The sequence below is a fragment of the Schlesneria paludicola DSM 18645 genome (genome assembly GCF_000255655.1).
GTDB lineage: Bacteria > Planctomycetota > Planctomycetia > Planctomycetales > Planctomycetaceae > Schlesneria > Schlesneria paludicola.
Genome location: NZ_JH636434.1, coordinates 969656 through 990725, shown reverse-complemented (window position 1 = coordinate 990725; position 21070 = coordinate 969656). Strand labels below are relative to the sequence as shown.

General features: G+C 56.1%; 13 protein-coding genes. All 13 read right to left on the bottom strand.

The genetic code is table 11. The annotated features are described in order from the left end of the window. Positions 1 to 92: 92 nt before the first annotated feature. Positions 93 to 1034, bottom strand: a complete 942-nt coding sequence (locus OSO_RS0104745; protein WP_010582352.1) for a cysteine hydrolase family protein — start codon at positions 1032 to 1034, stop codon at positions 93 to 95. A gap of 92 nt (positions 1035 to 1126) precedes the next feature. Then, entirely contained in the window at positions 1127 to 1960 is an 834-nt protein-coding gene (locus OSO_RS0104740) for an alpha/beta hydrolase family protein (protein ID WP_010582351.1), read from the bottom strand. 256 nt (positions 1961 to 2216) lie between these two features. After that, positions 2217 to 3008 (bottom strand): type II toxin-antitoxin system RelE family toxin, encoded by a 792-nt coding sequence (locus tag OSO_RS0104735; RefSeq protein ID WP_010582350.1) that lies wholly within the window; start codon positions 3006 to 3008, stop codon positions 2217 to 2219. A gap of 152 nt (positions 3009 to 3160) precedes the next feature. Beyond that, complete coding sequence (locus OSO_RS0104730) at positions 3161 to 3766, bottom strand: GNAT family N-acetyltransferase (protein ID WP_010582349.1); 606 nt, start codon at positions 3764 to 3766, stop codon at positions 3161 to 3163. A gap of 11 nt (positions 3767 to 3777) precedes the next feature. Beyond that, a complete protein-coding gene (gene rpiB, locus OSO_RS42145) occupies positions 3778 to 4269 on the bottom strand; it encodes a ribose 5-phosphate isomerase B (RefSeq protein WP_010582348.1) in 492 nt (163 codons plus the stop codon). Positions 4270 to 4535: 266 nt separating this feature from the next. Beyond that, positions 4536 to 6002, bottom strand: coding sequence for a glutamate synthase subunit beta (locus tag OSO_RS0104715; RefSeq protein WP_010582347.1), 1467 nt, complete (start codon positions 6000 to 6002; stop codon positions 4536 to 4538). Between the two features lie 171 nt (positions 6003 to 6173). Continuing rightward, positions 6174 to 10748 (bottom strand): glutamate synthase large subunit, encoded by a 4575-nt coding sequence (gene gltB / locus OSO_RS0104710; protein WP_010582346.1) that lies wholly within the window; start codon positions 10746 to 10748, stop codon positions 6174 to 6176. A 104-nt stretch (positions 10749 to 10852) separates the two neighbouring features. Continuing rightward, positions 10853 to 11839, bottom strand: a complete 987-nt coding sequence (locus tag OSO_RS0104705; RefSeq protein WP_010582345.1) for a LysR family transcriptional regulator — start codon at positions 11837 to 11839, stop codon at positions 10853 to 10855. A gap of 394 nt (positions 11840 to 12233) precedes the next feature. Next, a complete protein-coding gene (locus tag OSO_RS0104695; protein WP_010582344.1) occupies positions 12234 to 15401 on the bottom strand; it encodes a PSD1 and planctomycete cytochrome C domain-containing protein in 3168 nt (1055 codons plus the stop codon). Positions 15402 to 15894: 493 nt separating this feature from the next. Continuing rightward, the gene (locus OSO_RS47455) at positions 15895 to 17430 is read right to left on the bottom strand and encodes an ABC transporter permease (RefSeq protein ID WP_010582343.1); all 1536 of its coding nucleotides are present in this window, start codon (positions 17428 to 17430) and stop codon (positions 15895 to 15897) included. A gap of 80 nt (positions 17431 to 17510) precedes the next feature. Beyond that, on the bottom strand, positions 17511 to 18776 hold the full coding sequence (locus tag OSO_RS0104675; RefSeq protein ID WP_010582342.1) for an ABC transporter permease: 1266 nt from the start codon (positions 18774 to 18776) through the stop codon (positions 17511 to 17513). A gap of 12 nt (positions 18777 to 18788) precedes the next feature. Next, positions 18789 to 19487 (bottom strand): ABC transporter ATP-binding protein, encoded by a 699-nt coding sequence (locus tag OSO_RS0104670; protein WP_010582341.1) that lies wholly within the window; start codon positions 19485 to 19487, stop codon positions 18789 to 18791. 81 nt (positions 19488 to 19568) lie between these two features. Then, complete coding sequence (locus OSO_RS0104665; protein WP_010582340.1) at positions 19569 to 20807, bottom strand: HlyD family secretion protein; 1239 nt, start codon at positions 20805 to 20807, stop codon at positions 19569 to 19571. Positions 20808 to 21070 lie beyond the last annotated feature (263 nt).

Sequence of the window (21070 nt, the reverse complement as noted above, 5' to 3'; positions counted from 1 at the left end):
CGAATGAGACGCGCGCGATTCCTGCGTGCCGCGTCGAGCTGACTTCCACGCCTTCGGGGGCCATGGGCGCCGAAGCGACATCGCTCACGTTTCTATCGGTTTGATTCGCTCGCGGTTCGCGTATCTTCGTGGAATCGAAACGGATTCCCGCCCATGAAATCCGTGCTGTCGATCGTCGGACACCAATACTTTTCCACATGGTTGACCATCAACTCCGTTCCCGAGAAATGGTCGACGAAGGGCTTCATCTTTGAATTGTACATCGTATCGGTCATGTCACGGATGAGGAGCACTTTCTTTCCCTGTGCCACGAGCTGGCGAATTGCAAATGGACGGCCCAGTACACACATATTCAAGTGCACGCCCATGATGATCACCTGATCGATGCCTCGCTCGGCAAGCAGATTAAATGTCTCTTGTCCGTTGTCGGTGATGGCATCCTGATCCGCGATCTCGATCGTCTTGATCTGACGCGTCCATGGTGGAACGATTTGGCATTTCTCGACGCAGTCGCACCCCATATCCGTGTCGTCGATGGGGATTGGCGGTTCATGGTTTTCGTTCGGATAGCACCATGCAGTGCCCCATCGTTCGACGGAAGCCAGTGGTGTGGACGTGGGAACCATCTTCGCTTGCTGAGCCCGTTTACGCGGGAGCGTCCCCTCGTAGAATTTCACGGTGGTACTTGGTGCGTGGATAATGAAGACACCGCGTTTGCGGGCTTCGCGAATCAATTCGTTCATCGGCCCGGCCAGTTCTTCCACACGACGAGCGGCCCCTCTGCACCAATGCTGATCCCACATATCACACACGATCATGGCCGTTTGCTGCGGATCCCACTTGACGATCGATTCCAGTTTGGCGAATCGGCCGGTCAGTGATTCATCCAATGGCACGAACGAACGGGTATGGAGCACTAACGGTTTCGAGGTGATGTCCGCCGGTGTGTCGGCCGCACGCAGGACTGAAGCCGTGGCGATCAAAGCCATCGGAACCATGATTGGGAGGAGTCTGCGTGACCAGTTCTGTCGCATACGAATTCTCCGTCAGATCCTGTTGTTGCCGCGGGCCGCCAGACAGGCTGAAGTGTCTGTCCCAAGAGCACGAATGAAACGAGCAACACGCGTTAAGGCTTGGCGCCTTCGCGTGACCGTTCGATGGCAAAATCGATAAGCGGCTGACAGCGAAAGAAGCCTTCCCAATAGTTGTGTCCCTGGCCTTCCGCCACAGAAACGGTGACTAGCTTCTCGGCGCCAGCCGTCTGATATCGAGCTGCGAACTCTCCCGAATTTTGCTTGAGAGGTACGACCTGATCGATGTCACCATGAATGAGGTAGACCGGAATCTTGGCCGCGGCCAGCTTCGAAACCTGATTTAGGGGATTGAACTCCTCAAGCCGTGACTCGAGTTCGTCCGGCGTCATCTCGTACGCGGGCGCGGCATTCTTGACGCCGGGATAGTTGCGCAAGTCGAAGACCGGGTAGATCCCCGCGATTCCCGCAACCTTGTCGGGATGCTCGCCGGCCCAACTCGTCACCCACAGGCCCCCTCGGCTGCGTCCCAACAAGCAGGGCTTCAAAGCGAAGCTTCGTTTTGTTGTCAGTTCGTCATAGAACGCGGTCATGAGCCGCCGACCGTTTGGACTGCCGTACGCTTCGCCGATATCGATTCCAGCGACGGCGACACCGGCGGCCAGAAACTGTTCATGCATCCATTTTTCGTGAATGTCCGGCAGGCCATTCAGTGTCGGGGCATAGAAAATCCAGGGAGTTCTTCCACCGGATTCGCTTGGTTTGGGCGTGAGAATGAACCCAGGACGCCCTTCAATCAGGAACGATTCCCCCGGCAAAATCAATGATTTCACGGGTTCATCAGCTATCGCACACGTTGCGGCGAACGACGCGACGATCAGGCACAGCGCTAGCCGAAGACACGGGACCACGTTGGATGCGATTCCCATCGATTTACTCCGTTACCAGAAAAATCACCCAGAAATATCCAACCTAAGACTGCGTCACAAAAAAAAGGCCGCGTCGATCCCGGTTGGACACTGTAACAGTCTTGTCCGCCGAGTTTCAGAGTTCAAGTCGCAGCCGTCATAGCCATTTTATTGAAGAGCCAGGCCAGCGAACGCAGCAGGAACTTTAAACGAACAGCACCGGCAACCCAAATCCGGCTGCCGGTGCTGTACACCAACCTTCATACTTCGCCGAAGCTTACTGCAGCGAAGTGATCTTTTCTGCGAGCTGCTCGGTCGCTTTCAGGAAACGCTTGCGAACCTTTTCTGGAAGCTCTGCGAAGTCGCGCAAGAAATCGTCCGTCAACAGGCTATGGCAGCGTTCGATTGTCGTCGTGAGCTTTTTCGCAATCTGTTCTGCGTTCAGCAAAGGGCGTTCACGCGAACCTTCGCCAGCTGGTGGCACCGTTGCGTCCGCTTTATACGGCGCATAGTCGCCAAATTCTGATGTCGGCCGCTCGGCGGCCGGCATGCCATCCGCCATGGCATCATCAGAGTTTCCATTGGCAGACACCGAGAACGACGATTCGTGATCGAAAGGAGCAGCTTCGCGAGCAATTGCGGGCTCTGTTGGAAGCCCATCGAATGCTTCGTCAATCGACTGTGTCGTGAGGTCTTCGCCACGTTGAGCGCGACGCCACGCCTTCATTTCTGCGACGCCCGCCTGAACATCCTGGGCCCACTGCAGACATTCCGCGGCATCGTCCCAATTGATGGCGGCGTAGTAGTGCGACCATCGCAGGGTGGGGTAGTTACGATAAACGTCGGCGAAGGTTTCCCAAACGCGACGACGTTGATAGATCTGATCAGGGCTGAGCGAGACAAGAGCTGCAAAATCCGCGTCTGTTCGGCCTCGAGCGAATCGCTTCGTCCAGAGCGCCGCGCATTCGCCGACTTCCCAATTGCAACGACTAACCGCCACCTGAGCTCGTGAAATCAGTGACGCTTCGGTTTCTTCTCGGACTGCTTCCAAGGATCCGGAATCTGACATGAGGGGTTCCCGAACGAGTTGAAAAATAGCGTGCTGCAGACCAGCACCAAGGTCACCCGTCCGTGGGAGGCGGAATGTTATCGCTCGGCATTTCATCCTGCCACTGAATTCGACCACATTCGCGAGGAATCGCAATCAGGGAGTTTGCCGATTCAAACGGGCGTTGGCGTGTCGATGAAAAATTCACGCGAAAGTCGATACAAAACATGTCGGCGCAACCGATGCCCTTCCGACAGCGCCGGGTGATCAAAGTCGTCGGCCGCGTCATACGACATGTTGAGCTTCTGCATGACTCGTTGTGACTTGAGATTGACGGTTGCTGTGAGCGACACAATTTCGGCCAGCTTCAATTGTTCGAATCCGAACTGCAAAACGGCGCGTGCTGCCTCGGGAGCATAGCCAAATCCCCAAGCCGATTTCTGCAGTCTCCAACCAATCTCCACACACGGTGTGAAATGCGCATCAAAACGGGGAATCGCCAGTCCGACGTATCCAATAAACGGTGTTCGTTCTGTCTGAATGGCATCATGAACGGACGTTGGGTTGACGACCTCAACCGCCCACAGTCCCCAACCACGCTCGTCAAACCCCGCCTGAATTCGATCGGCCATTGCATCACTCTCAGCGTGACTGAGCATTGCGGGAAAAAATTCCATCACCGCAGGATCGGCATTGAGCGCGGCGAACGGCTCGCGATCAGAATCCCGCCACGGTCGTAGAAGCAATCGATCTGTCGTGAGCTGAATGGGTTCAGGCATGTGTCTAAAGGTTAGGGATCTCGCGAGGTCGACGACGTCGAATCGAACTTGCCTTCGAGTGCTTCGCGTTCAATTTCAAGGACTTTATTGAGACGACGTACGTGACGTTCCTCGTTCGTAAACGACGCTGCAACGAACGCGCGGACCAGTTCGACCGCAAGTTCATCCCCGACGATTCGAGCACCGAGACACAAGACGTTCATATCATCATGCTCGACCCCCTGATGGGCCGAGTAGGTATCATGGCAGACCCCTGCTCGAATTCCGGGGATCTTGTTGGCGGCGACACTGATACCAACACCGCTTCCACATAGCAGGATTCCACGTTCTGCCTGACCAGCCAGGATGACCGCGGCAACTTTGCGGGCATAGTCTGGATAATCAACCGAACAATTGGAGTCCGTGCCGCAGTCGACGATCTCGGCCCCCACCGCCTGGAGTGTCGCCGCAATCCGTGCTTTCAGCGGAAAGCCGCCGTGATCGCAGCCGAGTGCAATACGCATGATGAACTCGCTAACAGCCAGTTGAAATTGGGGGGACAGGCGCCTGGGTCTTCACGAGGTCACAATGTACTGAAATCTGTGCGGGGCCAGTCCCCCCCGTGAATTCACCAGATTGATTGCGATTTCGTGACAAGGATCAGGCCCTGGTCGAATCCATCGATCGTGAACCTTCGATTCATCCCGGAAAGTGGATGGAAGCCGCTTTAATATGCCCCAACCGCGGACATCTGTGCAACCCTCTGTCCGATCCATCCGTCGTTGATTAATCAAGGAAGATCGCTCTTACCCATCAAATACTTATCGCATTCACGTGCCGCCCCGCGACCCTCGTTGATCGCCCAGACGATCAGGCTTTGGCCACGTCGACAATCACCTGCCGCGAAAACGCCTGGAACATTCGTGTTGAACGTTCCATGAGTTGCTTCGTAGTTCGTGCGAGCGTCCAGCTTCACGCCCAGTTGCTCAGACACGGGGGATTCGGGGCCGAGGAATCCGAGCGCCAGGAAGACCAGATCTGCCGGGATTTCTTTTTCGGTTCCCGGGATCGGCTTGAACGGAGGAGCGGCTTCCGCCTTGGCAATTTTAAGAGCGCGCACTTCGCCACGACTGTTGCCCAGGAACTCGATCGTCGTCGTGCTGAATAGCCGCGGATCTTCGCCGAATACTGCGGCCACTTCGGCATGACCATAGTCGACGCGGAAAATCCGGGGCCATTGCGGCCAAGGATTGTTCGCCGGCCGATTTTCCGTCGGCTCGGGTACGATTTCGAGGTTGATGACTCCCTTCGCGCCATGACGCATCGATGTGCCGATGCAGTCGTTGCCGGTGTCACCACCACCGATGACGACCACGTGCTTGTCTTTGGCGCTGATGTAGCAGCCGTCCGACAACTGCGAATCGAGCAGGCTTTTCGTGTTCTTGTGCAGGAACTCCATGGCCATGTGGATTCCCTTGAATTCCCGTCCGGGAATCGGCAGGTCACGTGGCTTGGTCGCACCTGTACACAACACGATCGCGTCGAATTGCTCGCGCAGGTCCATGGCACTGATGTCGCGGCCGATCTCTGTTCCCGTCCTGAACTGCACGCCTTCCGTCGCCAGCAGGTCGACACGACGCTGAACGAGGTGCTTTTCGAGTTTCATATTAGGAATACCGTACATCAGCAAGCCGCCGATCCGATCGGCTCGCTCAAACACGGTGACTTCGTGGCCGACACTATTCAGTTGGGCAGCGGCAGCCAGTCCGGCTGGCCCCGATCCGATGACGGCAACTCGTTTTCCCGTGCGGGTCGAAGGTGGATTCGGCTGCACCCAGCCCTGTTCGAATCCATGATCGATGATGGAACATTCAATGTTCTTGATCGTGACTGCGGGATTCGTGATTCCCAGAACGCAAGACCCTTCGCAGGGGGCCGGGCAGACGCGTCCGGTGAATTCCGGAAAGTTGTTGGTCTTATGAAGTCGATCGAGCGCTTCACGCCAGTGACCACGATAGACCAGATCGTTCCACTCAGGAATCAGATTGTTGACCGGACAGCCTGCGGCCATTCCCGCCATCAACGAACCGGTGTGACAGAATGGAACACCGCAATCCATGCAGCGAGCGCCCTGAACACGCAGTTCCTTTTCGGGCATGTGCTCGTGAAACTCGTTCCAGTTCAGAATCCTGAGACGCGGATCCTGTTCCTTGGGTGTCTCGCGTTGAAACTCTTTAAATCCAGTCGGCTTGCCCATGTGAATACCAAAGCTATTAAACCAGGAAATTGATCCAGTTGTATCGTCACGATTGCATCAAGAACGCGAAGGGCGGATTCGCATCAGGCGTCACGGCAGCCCCGGTTTCCCGGGCAGTTCAACGTTTCGTGCGTTTCTGATCAGAGTCTCGTCCCGCGCATCTTGTTTGCGTTACTTCGTAAGCAGTTCTTTTTGTTGTTCCGCCAAGGCGCGCTTGTAGTCAATCGGCATGACTTTCACGAACCGAGGCAATTCGTCATCCCAGTTTTGCAGGATGCTCGCGGCCACAGTTGAGCCAGTGTACTTGTAGTGCTTGGCGATCAGTTCCTTGAGCTCGGCGATATCGGCTGTCGCATCCACCTTCTCCAGCGCCACCATCTCGAGGTTGCAGTTGCCGAGCAGTTGGTTGTCTGCGTCATAGATATAAGCGACGCCGCCCGACATTCCGGCTGCCAGATTTCGCCCCGTGGGTCCGAGGATCACGGCGCGGCCGCCGGTCATGTATTCGAGGCCATGGTCACCCACTCCCTCGACGACGCATGACGCACCTGAGTTTCGGACGCAGAACCGCTCTGCCGCACGACCCCGGAAGAAGGCTTCCCCGCGGGTTGCGCCATACAGCGCCACGTTACCGATCACGATATTTTCTTCAGGTTTGAAATCCGAACCGGACGGCGGATAGACGATGATGCGTCCGCCGCACAGGCCCTTCCCGACGAAGTCGTTGGCGTCACCTTCGACTTCAAGCGTGATTCCGCCCGCGAGCCATCCGCCCAGCGTCTGTCCCGCCGAGCCCTTACAGCGAATGTGGATCGTGTCGTCCGGCAAGCCAAATTCACCCCACCGCTTCGACACCTCGTGGCTGAGGATCGTACCGAGTGCGCGGTCGATGTTCTGGACCTCGATATTCAGGCGGACAGGCTTCTTGTCCTGGATCGCGTCTTTCGATTCGCGGACCAGTTCATTGTCCAACTGGAACTCGATGCCATGTTCCTGCTTGATCCGGCAGTACGTTTCCACTTTGTCGTGCGGCTTGGTGGCGGGCGTCAGGATCTTGGAAAGATCCAGGTGCTTCAGCTTCCAGTGATTGATCGTGTTGTCGTATTCCAGCACTTCACTGTGTCCGACCATCTCATCAATCGTGCGGAAGCCCAGCGAAGCCATGATCTCACGAACTTCTTCAGCCACCATAAAGAAGTAGTTGATCAGATGCTCGGGCTGACCCGTAAACTTCTTTCGCAGTTCGACATCCTGCGTCGCGATTCCCACCGGACAGGTATTCAGATGACACTTTCGCATCATGATGCAGCCCAGCGTGATCAGCGGTGCCGTTGCGAATCCGAATTCTTCGGCACCCAGCAAACAGGCGATCACCACGTCACGGCCAGTTTTGAGCTGCCCGTCGGTTTCGAGGCGAACACGACTACGAAGGTCATTGAGGACCAATGTCTGGTGAGTCTCGGCGATCCCCAATTCCCATGGCATCCCGGCATGCTTGATACTGGTCAGCGGCGACGCTCCGGTTCCCCCGGAATCTCCAGCGATCAGAATCTTGTCTGCGTGCCCCTTGGCAACACCCGCCGCGACTGTACCAACCCCGACTTCCGAAACAAGCTTCACGCTGACACGTGCCGAGGGGTTCGAATTTTTGAGATCGAAGATGAGCTGCGACAGGTCTTCGATCGAATAGATATCATGATGCGGCGGAGGGCTAATCAATCCCACACCCGGAGTTGAATGCCGGGTGGCGGCGATTACCTTGTCCACCTTATGGCCGGGGAGTTCCCCCCCTTCACCGGGCTTGGCTCCCTGCGAGATCTTGATCTGGATTTCGTCTGCGTTGGTCAGATACCAACTGGTGACGCCAAATCGCCCCGATGCCACTTGCTTGATCGCCGATCGCTTGGAATCGCCATTGTCCATCGGCTTAAAGCGTCGGTAATCCTCGCCCCCTTCACCGGTGTTGCTCTTTCCGCCAATCCGGTTCATGGCAATCGCGATTGTCTCGTGCGCTTCGGCCGAAATCGATCCGTAGCTCATTGCTCCCGTGCAGAATCGTTTCACGATCGAGGCCGCCGAATCGACTTCTTCGATGGGTACCGCGGTGCGTTCCAGCTTGAACTTCAGCATGCCGCGCAGGTGGCACTCTCGCGTCGTCTGCTCATTCACCAGCTTGGCGAACTCTTTGTAGGCCGCCTTGTCACCTTGCCGAGCGGCCCGCTGAATGTTGGCGATGTTGTGCGGATTCCAGGCATGTTTTTCACCGGACGACCGCCACGAGAACAAGCCGAAATTCGGCAGGACTGGCAGGTTATGCGCTTCGCGGGTTGGGTAACCCAGTTCATGTCGACGGAAGGCTTCTTCACCCAGGATCTGGAAGCCGACCCCACTGATGCGGCTAGGAGTACCCCGGAAGCATTTATTGATAACTTCGTCGCTGATCCCCACGGCTTCGAAGATCTGGGCACCCTTGTAGCTGGCCAGGGTCGAAATCCCCATCTTGGCCATGACCTTCAGGATTCCCTGCTTGGTCGCTTTGCGATAAGCCGTGGTGATTTGCTCGTGCGTCCAATCGCCAGACAGTTCGCCATCATCCTGCAGTTGCCAGAGCGCTTCGAATGCCATGTATGGGTTAATCGCATCGGCACCGTAACCGGTGAGCAGGCAGAAGTGATGGACTTCTCGTGCTTCACCCGATTCGACGACGATTCCCAGGCGGGTTCGTTCTTCGTTGAAGACCAGATGATGATGCACGGCTCCGGTCGCGAGCAACGCGCTGACGGGTAGACGATGCGCGCTGGCCAATCGATCCGACAAAACAATCAGGCTGTAGCCGTCGGCAATCGCTTGCCGGGCCTCGCCACAAATCCTGTCCAATGCCCACTTCAATCCTGAAGGCCCCTGGGACTTGGGGTACGTGATATCGATGGTCTTGGTTTTCCAACCGCGATAGTTCAAATGCTTGATCGCAGCCAGCTCTTCGTTGGTCAGAATCGGATGCGGCACGGCGAGTCGATGACACTGGGCTTCGGTGGAATCCAGCAGATTGCCTTCGGGGCCGATGTAGCACTCCAGCGACATGATCACTTCTTCACGCGTGCTGTCGATCGCCGGATTGGTGACCTGCGCGAAGAGTTGCTTGAAGTAGTCATAGACCAGTCGCGGCTGATCGCTCATACATGCGAGTGCCGTGTCATCACCCATCGAACCGATCGGGTCTTTCTTGGTCGTGATCATCGGCACAAGCATGAACTGCAGTGTTTCGGTCGTGTAACCGAACGACTGCATATGCGAAAGCAATTCATCCCCGACCATGCGTTCCGGCGGTTCCGCGGCGGGCAGCTCATTCAGCATCAATCGCTGATTCTTCAGCCATTGCTGATAGGGACGGCGACTGGCAAAGTCTTTCTTGAGTTCTTCATCCGGGATCATGCGTCCCTGCTTGAAGTCGACCAGGAACATCTTGCCAGGTTGCAGACGCCCCTTGAGCTTCACGTTCTTGGGATCGATATCCAATACACCGACTTCGCTAGCCATAATGACGCGATCGTCGTGTGTGACGTAGTAGCGGCTGGGACGCAAACCGTTGCGGTCGAGCGTCGCGCCGATGACATTTCCATCTGTAAAAGAAATCGACGCGGGGCCATCCCACGGCTCTTGCAGTGCGGAATGATATTCGTAGAACGCCCGCTTGCTTTCGGGCATCGATTCGTGGTTCTGCCACGCTTCGGGCACCATCATCATGACGGCTTCCGGCAGACTTCGGCCGGACATGACGAGCGTTTCGAGGGCGTTGTCGAAGTTACCCGAGTCCGAGCAGTGCGGCTCGATCAAAGGGAATAGCTTTTCCAGATCTTTGCCGAAGAGCTCGCTTTGCATCATCCCCTGACGAGCGAACATCCAGTTGCCGTTTCCGCGAACAGTGTTGATTTCACCATTGTGAGCGATGTAACGCTGCGGATGGGCGCGGTCCCAACTCGGGAAGGTGTTCGTCGAGAATCGACTGTGAACCATCGCCAGGTGCGAGACGTAGTCGGCGTCTTGCAGATCGTTGAAGAAAGGCAGAACCTGCTCGGATGTCAACATTCCCTTGTAGATCAGGATCTTCGACGACAGCGAGCAGATATAGAACTTCAGAGCCTGTGGCAGGTTGCCTTCACGCACGGCATGGCTGGCACGCTTGCGGATGACAAACAACTGTCGATCGAAGGCGTCTTGATCGAGACCCGGTTGGGCGGCGACCAGCAAGTGCTCGAAGACAGGCATCGCCGCTCGTGCGGAGGGACCAATGTCCGCACCCTCTGGATCATGCGGCACAGGCCGCCATCCCAGCAGGACCTGCCCCTGCTCTTTGATGACCTGTTCGACAGTTGCCTTGGCGGACTGTCGCTGTTCAGGATCTGTGGGAAGAAAGACGAGTCCCAGTCCGTAGGTGCCGGCGGCAGGGAGCGTGACATTCAAATCCTGCTTCACGACTTTCGCCATGTACGCATGAGGAATCGATGTCAGAATCCCGGCTCCGTCGCCCGTGTTGGCTTCACAGCCACAGGCACCGCGATGGGCCATGTGTTTCAGCATCCGCAGCGCATCATCGACGATCTGTCGCGACTGCTGCCCTTTGATATGCGCGACGAAACCGACGCCGCACGAGTCGTGTTCGTTGGCGGGATCGTACAGACCCTGCGCCTTGGGGGTTCCATCGGAGAAAAATAGTTCGGGATGTCGGGTGAAGAAGGGTTCGGTCATTTCTCAGCTTTCAATCGACGGCGAAAAAGGCATTGTGTCCGTTGCTTCTGTCTCAAAAGAACTGCGAGTTGCACGTGCTCTTTTGTGAACAGAAAATCAACAATTTATCGAATAACAGGTGATGTGGCGGTGGACTGTGCGGGTGTGGCAGGCACGTCCACATCCTGAACAGAGGTCGTCTGAATTGGGGCCACGGTACGTGAAAACGTTTCTGGATCTTGATGAAGCAACTCGAGGAATCGGCTGATCGCCGTGGTGAAAGGTTTCGTCCGGCGATAGACGATGTCGAGACGACGCACCCAATCAACATCCTCCAGTTCGATTGCCACGAGCGAACCGAATTCCACCTCGCGGCGAACTGTTGGAACGGGCAACAGCCCCAGTCCCGATCCCACTTCCACCGCCCGTTTGATGTTCTCGATGTTGTCGAATGCATGAACGACATTGACCGAAACTTTGACCTGTTTTAGCCAGCGATCGATCTCTTGCCGCATCCGTAATTCTGACGTGAACCCGACCAAAGCTTCCCCATCCAGTTCCGCTACACGCAAACTTGTGCGTTTGGCAAACGGATGCTGAGGCGAAACAACCACGACGATTTTCTGGTCTTGCCAGGTTTCGTAAACCAAGTCGGCGCGACGGGGGGCAAACGACATCAGCCCCAAATCGACTTCTTCGTTGAGCACGCTGTTAAGCACTTGTTCGGGATGAACGTACTGCAAGTCGAGTGCGGCATCGGGAAATAGCCGTTCAAACTCTTTGACGTAACAGTCCATTTGCAAAAGGCCGACGGAATAGATCGACGCGATTCGGACTGGCCCGACGACCTTATCGCGACGTTGCAGGATGCGATCCTCTAGACGCCGATAGCCATCCAAAAGTTCGCGGCATCCGTCGTAATAAATTCGCCCTTCAGGAGTCAGTTCCAGCGGTCGAATCGCACGGTTCAGCAGTTCACACCCCAAATGCTCTTCCAAGCCCTTTACGATCTCGCTGGCCGCTGGCTGCGAAATATGATGCGTCTTGGCGGCTTTGGAGAAGCTCCCTCGCAACGCCACTTCGCAAAACAATTCGAGATCGCGAAGATTCATGAAAGCGGAAGTCCAGTGTCAGTTCTCTGATGTCTTTGAAGGTCTTATTGGCGGTGCGTCGTCGACATGGCGATCTAGGACAACCATCATCGGCCATTCGGCGTTGTATCTGCATATGAAATAACACGGCGTAGCCAGTATCGCTTTCGCCGATACGCAATCATACGCAGCGCCACATTTCAGCGTCAACGAATCGTGACCTCATTTCGGGCAGGTTCGAACAGAACGAAGGCACTCAACGCGTCAAGGTCTGCCGAATAAGAAAAGCAAAATCATATGAGATTGACGATTACGTCAACTATTCATGTTCCATCGCTCGACCAGATTTCGGGATTGACGACGGAGCTGGCGGTCGCTCGGACGGCGACTTCGCACTTGAAATGGCCAGTGGCGGCTACTCTTTGGTGACCGTCTCATCCAAATTTAACAGGACCCGGCTGACGACGGTCCATGCCGCGGCGTCACTGGCCGATGTTCCCTCGGGCAATTCGGGAGGGTTCTGGGGATCATTTGCCGCGAGTTCCCAAGGATGAGCGTCGGCACTTGAGAATCTCGACTTCTGTTTTTCGAAGAGATCCAACAGCAAGGACTGCTCTGACTCGGTCGGTGGACGCGAGACGCAGCGTCGGAACGCGAACACCAATCGACTTGGGGTATCGCCGCCGCCCTCTCTTACCGTCAGGAGCGCCAGCCCCCGCGCGGCTTCCATAAAGATCGTTTCGTTGAGCATGGTCAGTGCTTGCAGGGGTGTGTTTGAACGAGGTCGACGGACGCACGCGGAATCGGCGTTTGGAGTGTCGAAATTTGTCAGCATTGGATAAGGTGTTGAGCGACGGCGGAAGGTGTAGAGCCCCCGACGATATCGTTCGGCTCCCGTCGCTTCTGTCCACGTAAAGGGGCCATAACTGGCTGGCGGCTGAAACAGAAACGCAGGTGCCGGACTGAATACGCTCGGTCCACCCTGCTTCGGATTCAGCAATCCGCTGGCCGAGAGCGCAATGTCGCGAACCACTTCGCCCTCCACACGCAAACGGGGTGCCCGGGCGAGCAACCGATTGAATTGGTCAAGTTCGTACAATTCGTCAGTAATGCGACTCGATTGCCGGTATAGGGCACTGCCGACGATGAGTCGGTGCAGATGCTTAAGACTCCATGGTGCGACCGCCGTTTCGCCGGGCAGCAGATGTTCCGGTGACATCAACTCGACAGCCAACCAGTCGAGCAATTCGGGATGACTGGGAACTTCGCTTTGCGTCCCCAAATCCTCGCTGGTACTCACAAGTCCCGTGCCGAAGTAGGCCTGCCAGACGCGATTGACGATGACGCGCGCGGCTGTAGGACTGCGACGATCAACCAGCCATTGGGCCAGCGTCAACCGATTGAGTTGATTGGCGCTGTTGGCCTGTGCGAGCGGATGAAGGACCGCGGGAACCCCCGGTCGTACAGACTTGTCGGGCTTCAAAAAATCACCCCGCTTCAAGAGGCGTGTGTCGCGGGGGCTCATTCGCTGCTGAAGAGTCAACGACGTCGAACCGGTCGGCCAATGTTGCCACAGGGCTTCAATCTGGTCATTCGCCGACTTGAAGTCTGCAACGGTTGTCCGCCAGTACGAAAAGAGTGCCGCGTGTTGCTCGGCCGTTCGTTGATCTTTTGGAAGTGAGACTGCTTGACGAACGGTTTCGGGCACGGGATCAGCCACCGCATTGGCGGCCGACGTCGCTGAAAGACGGAATCGTCCCAAATTGTGATTCATGTTGTCATCGCTATTCCATCCGCCATGGTTTTGCTTCAGCGAAATGGTCAACGTTGTTCCCTCCTCAAATCCAAACGGTTGTTCTGCGACGAATACCGCCTGTCGAGGGACATTTCGGCGGCCCGGACCGGCATCGATCCCCCACGCTGTGTCGTCATTGCCGTCGATTGCGAAATCGACGGGGCCCGTCACACGCCGCTTACCCGATTTGTCTTTGTACTGTTCTTCCAGCTCCTTCTCGGCGTTCCCGAAATCGGCCGTCGCTTTCACAAACTTGACAGTCGACTGTTGTTCGGGGTTCTTCTGATTGACCACCGAGACGGAAATCTCACTGAGAGCCGCGGTACCCAGCGACGATCGTCCAGGCCCGTTGCAGGGGAGATTGGGGTCATTTAATTGTTCCAGTCGAATCGCGGTGATTCCCTTGAGGTCGGTATCGCCGCGTAGAAGGGTCGTGAACTTTGTCGGTGCGTAGCCCTGCGCCAAAATCGACCCGTCATCCATGTCGAAATACCGCTGGCCATTGTCACCAGCGTTCGCCAATTTTAGGCTGGTCCAACGTGGAGCTGCTGCCTGAGCTGCAATCAGATCCGCTTCCCATGCCGCCATGCGCGTCGCCCAATCGGGCGTGGCCTGTTTCAATTGTCGTTCGACTTCGTTCATTTGCGCGTGCAGGTCGGCAATCTTGACGAGTTCGTCGGTTGTGTAGACGATGCGCTGTGCTTCGTGATCGTTGTTCAGAAACGCAAACAGACGATAGTACTCGTCGTGGGTGATCGGATCGTATTTGTGCGTGTGGCATTGAGCACATTGGATCGTCAGCCCAAGGATGCTTTTTCCGATCGCTTCCATTCGATCGAACATCGCATCCATCCGGAATTGTTCTGGATCAACGCCACCTTCTTCATTCAACATTGAATTCCGCAGGAACCCCGTTGCGACGATCTGGTCTTGAGTGGGATTGGGCAACAGGTCTCCGGCCAATTGCTCGATGACAAACTGGTCATAGGGAAGATCGCGATTGAAGGAATTCACGACCCAGTCACGATAGAACCAGACTTGCCGAGACTTGTCTTTTTCGAATCCATCGGAATCGGCATAGCGTGCGGCATCAAGCCAGTGACGGCCCCAGCGTTCGCCGTAATGCGGTGACGCCAGCAAACGTTCGATCTGCTTGCGATGCGCATCGGAGCTTTGGTCGGCAACGAATGCATCGACTTCTGCAACAGTCGGCGGCAATCCGATCAGATCGAGACTCAGTCGCCTGAGCCATGTGATGCGATCCGTTTCTGGCGCGGGAGACAAATGCTCGTGCTTCAGTTTGTCGAGAATGAACGTATCGACGGCATTTCGGGGCCAGTCGGCAAGTGTCCCCGTTGATTGCGGAAGGGCAGAACGCTCAGGAGCTTTGAATGCCCAGTGCGAGGTGTATTCCGCCCCCTGTTCGATCCAGCGTCTGAGAATCGTCACTTGCGATTTGGTCAGCCGCGACTTCTTCGAGGCCGTGGGGGGCATGACCAGATCTGCATCGTCCGACAGAATGCGGCGGACAAGTTCGCTGGCCTCTGGTTTGCCTGGAACGATCGACTTCTCACCGGATTCGGCGGCGGCCAATGCCCCATTGCGCTGATCCAGTCGTAGGCCGCCCTTCCGATTCGCGTCGTCGGGGCCATGACACAGAAAGCAGTTGTCAGAAAGGATCGGCCGGACGTCGCGATTGAAATCGACCCGTCCCGCGTCATCGGCCTGTCCCCAGCGCGTGAAAACCACCATCAAACCGATCGCGAGCCGCCAACCGCCACGAGTCATGCTTTCAACCCTTCTTCAAGCCGCCTCCGTGGGCAGCAGCACTGGCCCCATCAATCAGTTATCCCGACGAATTGAATCGGCCCTCATTCCCGTTCGACAACGTCCACAACAGGTGCCGCAGGAACGAATCAGGATCGATGCGCATCGTGTTCCGTTATCATGAATCACAACGCCGTCGCCGACAAGGTTCAGTCCGCTGCAATTGAATTCACGTGGAAACAGGTTTTCCTTTTCGATTCTGAATCAGAGCGTGTAGACCGGGACGCGACCAATCACAAGTGAATATCCTCGACATCGTGATTGTTTCGCGGAATTCAAATTGTCCGCAGGAATGTCCGCCGTGTCGAAGTAAGGTTCAAAAGGTTCAATAAGGCGCGATCATTCATTCGGACCACGGCCGCATCGGCGCGAAATGTACCGGGCCGACGGAGGCGTCGGCACCGAGGCTGCCCAATGCCCATGTATTGCAGACTTGGGAAATCACACAACAAGATCAGCGAAGCGCTTTGAGCGCACTCAGGCGCATCGCACCAAGTGAAGGAATCAATCCCCCAAAGATTCCCATGGCGAGCGCCAGAAGCATCCCGATGGCAATCGTGCTGGCATCAACCGTCAGTCGTAGGACAACGAATTTTCCGCCGCCGCCGGGGCCGCCCGTCACAATGCTGTTCGCAGTGAATCCATCACACAACGATCCAAACAAGCAGCCGATCGCACCACCCACCAGCGCTAAGACAATTGATTCGAGCAAGAACGAGACCAGAATTTGCCAACGCTTAAAGCCCAGCAGCCGCAGGACGCCGATATCCTTTGTCCGCTGGCTGATGGCCGCAAACATCGTATTCATGACTCCAAACAATCCGCCCAGCGACATGATCAGGGCGACAATGATTGCCATTCCCAGGAATTGCACGTTTGTTGCCGAGAGATTGGCGAAGTAGGTTTTCTCGACTTGAGGGCTGACGGCCGCTTTCTTGTACTCGGTGCCGAAGTATTCTTTCAGCAGCTCGGCTCCCCATTCGTCCTCGGTGTACTCTTCGCGAATCACCTGCAATTGAGGTGTTGGTGCGGTTTTGTCTTCGGCTTTGAGTTTTGTCGCTTCCTCAAATGCCACACGTGCCGATTCCTTCCGTCGGGCGATCAACGCCTGACGTTCGTCCTTGCGGTAGTCCGGACGAGCTCGCACGCAAAAGGTGGTGTAATTCGATTTGCCAAACAGGGGGCCGACCTGTGATTGCCGTGTCCAGACTTCGGAGTCATAGACGGTACCGGATGATTCCAGCACACCGGTGACATACCAGACGCGTTCACCAATCTTGAAGGTATCTCCCACGTCCAGTCGATCTTTTCGCTTGGCGGTCGCGAGCATTTCTTCCGTGCGATCGGTACTCAGTTCCCGGGCAATCGCGGCTCCCAGCATCGCCTCAATGGCCGTTTCACCCGAATCGTTGATCTGACGCACACCCGAATCCGAGAAATACTCGCCGCCCGGTACCAGCTTCAGACCATGAACCTTCAGGGACATGGCGGGTTCGTCGACGCCGCGCACCTGCAGGAAGCGACGTTTGACGTATCCGGTCTTCTGGTCCGTCACCTGTTGCGAGATTCCCAGATAGGTCTCCCGACTGACGAGCGCTCGGTCGTTTTCATCACGCGCGATCCCTTCTTGCGTTTCAATTTCGGTGGCGTCCGCAAATCCAAGATTGCTAAATGCCTCATCGGTCGAGCCTTCGGACATGATCATGACGTTCCCCGGCTGTCCGCTCGATTCTGTCATCGCATACATGCCGTTGACGAAGGCGAGTAAGGCGATTTGAACGCCAATCACCAGCGTGAATGAACCGACCATGAACAACGTGGTCAGCCAGCGGGTCGTCAAGTTCATGATGTTGTAGCTGAGCGGCACTTTGCCGATCAGAAGCAGAATCAGCACCAACGCTGCAGCGCCCGCGAAAATCGCCTTCAAGATGGGCGACGACGCACCGAAGACCTGCCAGGGGGCTGCGGCGATCAGGAGGGGGATTTCCATTGGCAAAATCTCTTCAATTCAAAATCAGACGCCAAGTCAATAGGGGCCTCAAGTCGATTCTGCGATCCTCGCAGAATCGATCACGCAACTTTGGAGAACACGTCTGACACGCGAACCCCTCGAGCTGACCAGGCGGGGAAAAAACTGCCCACAAATGCGGTGGCGGCACCCATCGCGGCACCCCACCACAAACAATTGATGGGCACCGCAAACTTCGGGAAGAAGGCAATGGGGAATGGAAGTCCACCCCAGACACCGTTAATCACACCGTAGGCGAGACCGGCACTGGCCAGACCGGACAATGTTCCGATCAAGAGCGCTTCGCCCAGGACCAGGCACAGGATCTGCCACGGCAAGAAGCCCAGCACCTTCAACACCGCGAATTCGATCCGCCGTTCGCGAACACTGATACTGATCGCATTGGAAATGACCAGCGACAAGACCAACATGCAGGCCGGCGCCAGCAGCCAGCGAACGCCCCAGATGATGTCGCGGTAGGCATCCAAGAACGATGCGATCCCGGTCGATGAGGTCTCGCACTTGACCGGTGGGTTCGAGAACGAAGGCGCCGTTAGAATCTGCTCGGTCAGTTTGTTGAATGACATCCGGTCAGGAACCCGCAACCAGACGAGGCTGAGCGATTTGTCCGCCAACGCGTGCGGTTTGTTGTTGTGTGACGCTTTGTAGGTATCGAGCTCGGTTTCGAAAAAATCGCGGCGGATAATTGCGCTGTCGGTGTACTGAGACGTCTCTTTGGGGAAGGTTCCAACGATCTCCAATTCGAGATTGATGTCGCGATAGTTTCTGCCGTATGCGGTGATGCGATCTCCAATTTTCTTTTTCAGTTTGGCCAATCGCCCTTCCCCGATGATCACGCCATTGCGTTTTTCCTGAATTTTTTTAATTGCCTCATTCAGCACTTCGGCCTGCTGGTCATTCAACGCATCAATGTTGTCGAGCATGGTCCGGGCTTTTTCCGGTTCCATGATGAACGAGAAGAATAGATTCTCGTATCCGCGTTTGGCCGGATTGGATTCGGTCGATCCGACAAAGAAACCCCAGGTCATCCAGTCTTGCGGTCGGACGGCGTTAGGGTCATCGGGAGCCGCCCCCCCTTCGATCAGGCCTGCGGCGTACGAATACGGCATCAGGCTGGGGATCTGCCACTTTTCCGTGACGATCGCCTTGATGTTCGCACTCTTTTCCGTCGTCACGGCATCGAGCGTGGTCAGGACGGTAAAGACGAGAGTCACCACCAGCACCAGCATCATGGTTCCCAGCGACGTCAGAGTCGTTCGAACCAGATTGCGGCGAATATTTTCCACAACCAGGATAAGGAATTTCACGTGATCAGTCCCTTAATGCGTCGGCGCTTCGACGGCCAGACGTCCTTTGTCGAGGTGAACGCATCGATCGGCACGCGCTGCCGCGCGCGGATCGTGGGTCACCATGACGATGGTCTTATTGAGCGTATTCTTCAGCTCCACCAGCAGATTCAGAATTTCATCTGCCGATTTTGCATCCAGGTCCCCTGTCGGTTCGTCCGCCACGATCAGCGTTGGATCGGTTACGATGGCGCGAGCGATCCCCACGCGTTGCTGCTGGCCGCCGGACAGTTGGCCGGGACGATGCCACATTCGATCGCTCAGTCCGACGATGTCGAGTGCCGTCGTGACCTGCTGGCGTCGTTGGGCAGCGGAGAGTGGCAACAGCAAGAGAGGAAGTTCGACATTGCGAAACGCGGTGAGAACCGGCAACAGATGATAGAACTGAAACACAAAGCCGATATTGCGAGTTCGCCAACCTGCGAGCTGCCCTTCGGACATCTTTGAGATTTCTTCGCCCTGGACATGAATCGTCCCGACAGTTGGTTGGTCCAGTCCGGCAATCAAGTTCAGCAATGTGGTTTTGCCGGATCCCGATGGGCCCATCAGCGCCACGAACTCACCCTGGTTGACCACCAGATTCAGTCCATTCAACACGTCCAGAACTTCGCTGCCACGTTTGAACGACTTATGGACATCGTGGACTTCCACACACGCATCGGCACCGGACATTAACAGTTCCTCTACAAGTGGCTCGATATTCTTCGTCGAGAGTGCGACAAAGCGCGAAATCGGTTTGGCCAGAACCGTTCATCAAGGCGTTTGCGACGTGGCATTGGGCTCGTGTTCTGAGGGGCCCTTGCGAAGTTGGTTGGTCGGCGGCGCGGTCTCTTCCTCGATAATCTCGTCGTAGAAACGCACAATCGCTCCCATTTCCGGCTTCAGGAACTGGCCCTCTTCTTCTGGCGGTACCTTCAACCGAACGCGGACCGGAACGGCACCTTTCGCGCGATCCGCAATGGGCATCAAGCGCGAGACGACCCCGTCGTACGACCGGTCCATATAGGCTTCGGGTTGAACCTTGCACCGCTGTCCTTTTTTGACTTTGGAAATCTCACGCTCTTGAATCGATAGTTCGACTTCCAGTTTGGATAAATCAGCCATGTCGCACAGGCTGAACGAGCCATTGAAGGCGACGGGATTCACCAGATTTCCCAGTTCGGCATTCTTCTTCAGAACTGTTCCCGAAATCGGGGCGACGATTGTGCAGTTGTCGAGTCGCCATTTCGCACGCCGCAGTTCGGCCTCGGCTTGTCGAACTTGAGCCTCCGCAGCCAACTTTCGTTCCTGCCGTGGTCCGTCGACCATCAGTTGTGTGGTCGCGGCCAGCCTGGCCACTCGATTTTTGACCATCTGATACTGTGACTCCGATGTCTCGAAGTCTTGTTTGTTCACAAAGCCGTTGACAGACAGTTCTTTCGCCCGTTTGTAATCACGTTCGGCCTGTTCAAGGTTCGTTTGAGCCTCTGCCAACTCTGCTTTGACCTGTTTGATTTCGTCGGGCCGAGACCCTTCGCGCAGCTCTGCGAGGTTGGCTTTGGAAGCCTCGAGCATCGCGTACACTCGCTCGTATTCCGCCTGATATTCCGTGTTGTCCAAAACGGCGAGTACAAAGTCCCGTTCGATCCTTTGTCCCGCCTCAAAATTCAGTTCCAGAACTCGGCCACTGACCTGAGGGCTCACCAGGATTTGCTGTTCTGGAATGATATATCCCTTGGATTCAACGACCGGACCGGCCACTTGACTGGCAGTCGCCGGTTTCGGAGTGGGCGTGGCGCTCGCGGAGGACTTCCCCTCGTCGGTCACGGCACTTTTGCGGGCCGATTCGAACGGGCTGCCGGCCGTCAGCAAATACGCCACAGCACAGCCCAGGATGACCACCAAAATCCAAGGCAGCTTTCCACCTCCGCTGGCCGTGGGCGCAGGAGGCGGTAATCGCAAGGACTGAACGCGATCTTTGAGCGAGTGATTCACTGTCGTCGAATCGGACATGGACACGCAAGTTTCCGCGAGTGATGGGATTGTGACGTCGATCCGCTGGTCGGCACCGTTACTGCACGCATCTATTGATTGTCGTCGAGGTGTTCGATCGTGGACAGAAAATGCCCAGTTTCGTCTTGAGTCTTAACATGATTGCAAGTTACGGGAAAAATACCAGTTCGGTTGCAGTTCGTTGAGCAAGGCGGGTCCACGCTTCAAATCCGACTTCGCCATTGGCCTCGCGTGAAACGAAGGTAACTTTGCCGGTTTTCGCA

Bases quoted from the DNA above. Each gene is read 5' to 3' on its own strand.
- OSO_RS0104715 (WP_010582347.1), bottom strand. From the start codon at position 6,002: ATGGGCAAGCCGACTGGATTTAAAGAGTTTCAACGCGAGACACCCAAG.
- OSO_RS0104665 (WP_010582340.1), bottom strand. From the start codon at position 20,807: ATGTCCGATTCGACGACAGTGAATCACTCGCTCAAAGATCGCGTTCAG.
- OSO_RS0104730 (WP_010582349.1), bottom strand. From the start codon at position 3,766: ATGCCTGAACCCATTCAGCTCACGACAGATCGATTGCTTCTACGACCG.
- OSO_RS0104745 (WP_010582352.1), bottom strand. From the start codon at position 1,034: ATGCGACAGAACTGGTCACGCAGACTCCTCCCAATCATGGTTCCGATG.
- rpiB (WP_010582348.1), bottom strand. From the start codon at position 4,269: ATGCGTATTGCACTCGGCTGCGATCACGGCGGCTTTCCGCTGAAAGCA.
- OSO_RS0104695 (WP_010582344.1), bottom strand. From the start codon at position 15,401: ATGACTCGTGGCGGTTGGCGGCTCGCGATCGGTTTGATGGTGGTTTTC.
- OSO_RS0104670 (WP_010582341.1), bottom strand. From the start codon at position 19,487: ATGTCCGGTGCCGATGCGTGTGTGGAAGTCCACGATGTCCATAAGTCG.
- OSO_RS0104705 (WP_010582345.1), bottom strand. From the start codon at position 11,839: ATGAATCTTCGCGATCTCGAATTGTTTTGCGAAGTGGCGTTGCGAGGG.
- OSO_RS0104740 (WP_010582351.1), bottom strand. From the start codon at position 1,960: ATGGGAATCGCATCCAACGTGGTCCCGTGTCTTCGGCTAGCGCTGTGC.
- OSO_RS47455 (WP_010582343.1), bottom strand. From the start codon at position 17,430: ATGGAAATCCCCCTCCTGATCGCCGCAGCCCCCTGGCAGGTCTTCGGT.
- gltB (WP_010582346.1), bottom strand. From the start codon at position 10,748: ATGACCGAACCCTTCTTCACCCGACATCCCGAACTATTTTTCTCCGAT.
- OSO_RS0104735 (WP_010582350.1), bottom strand. From the start codon at position 3,008: ATGTCAGATTCCGGATCCTTGGAAGCAGTCCGAGAAGAAACCGAAGCG.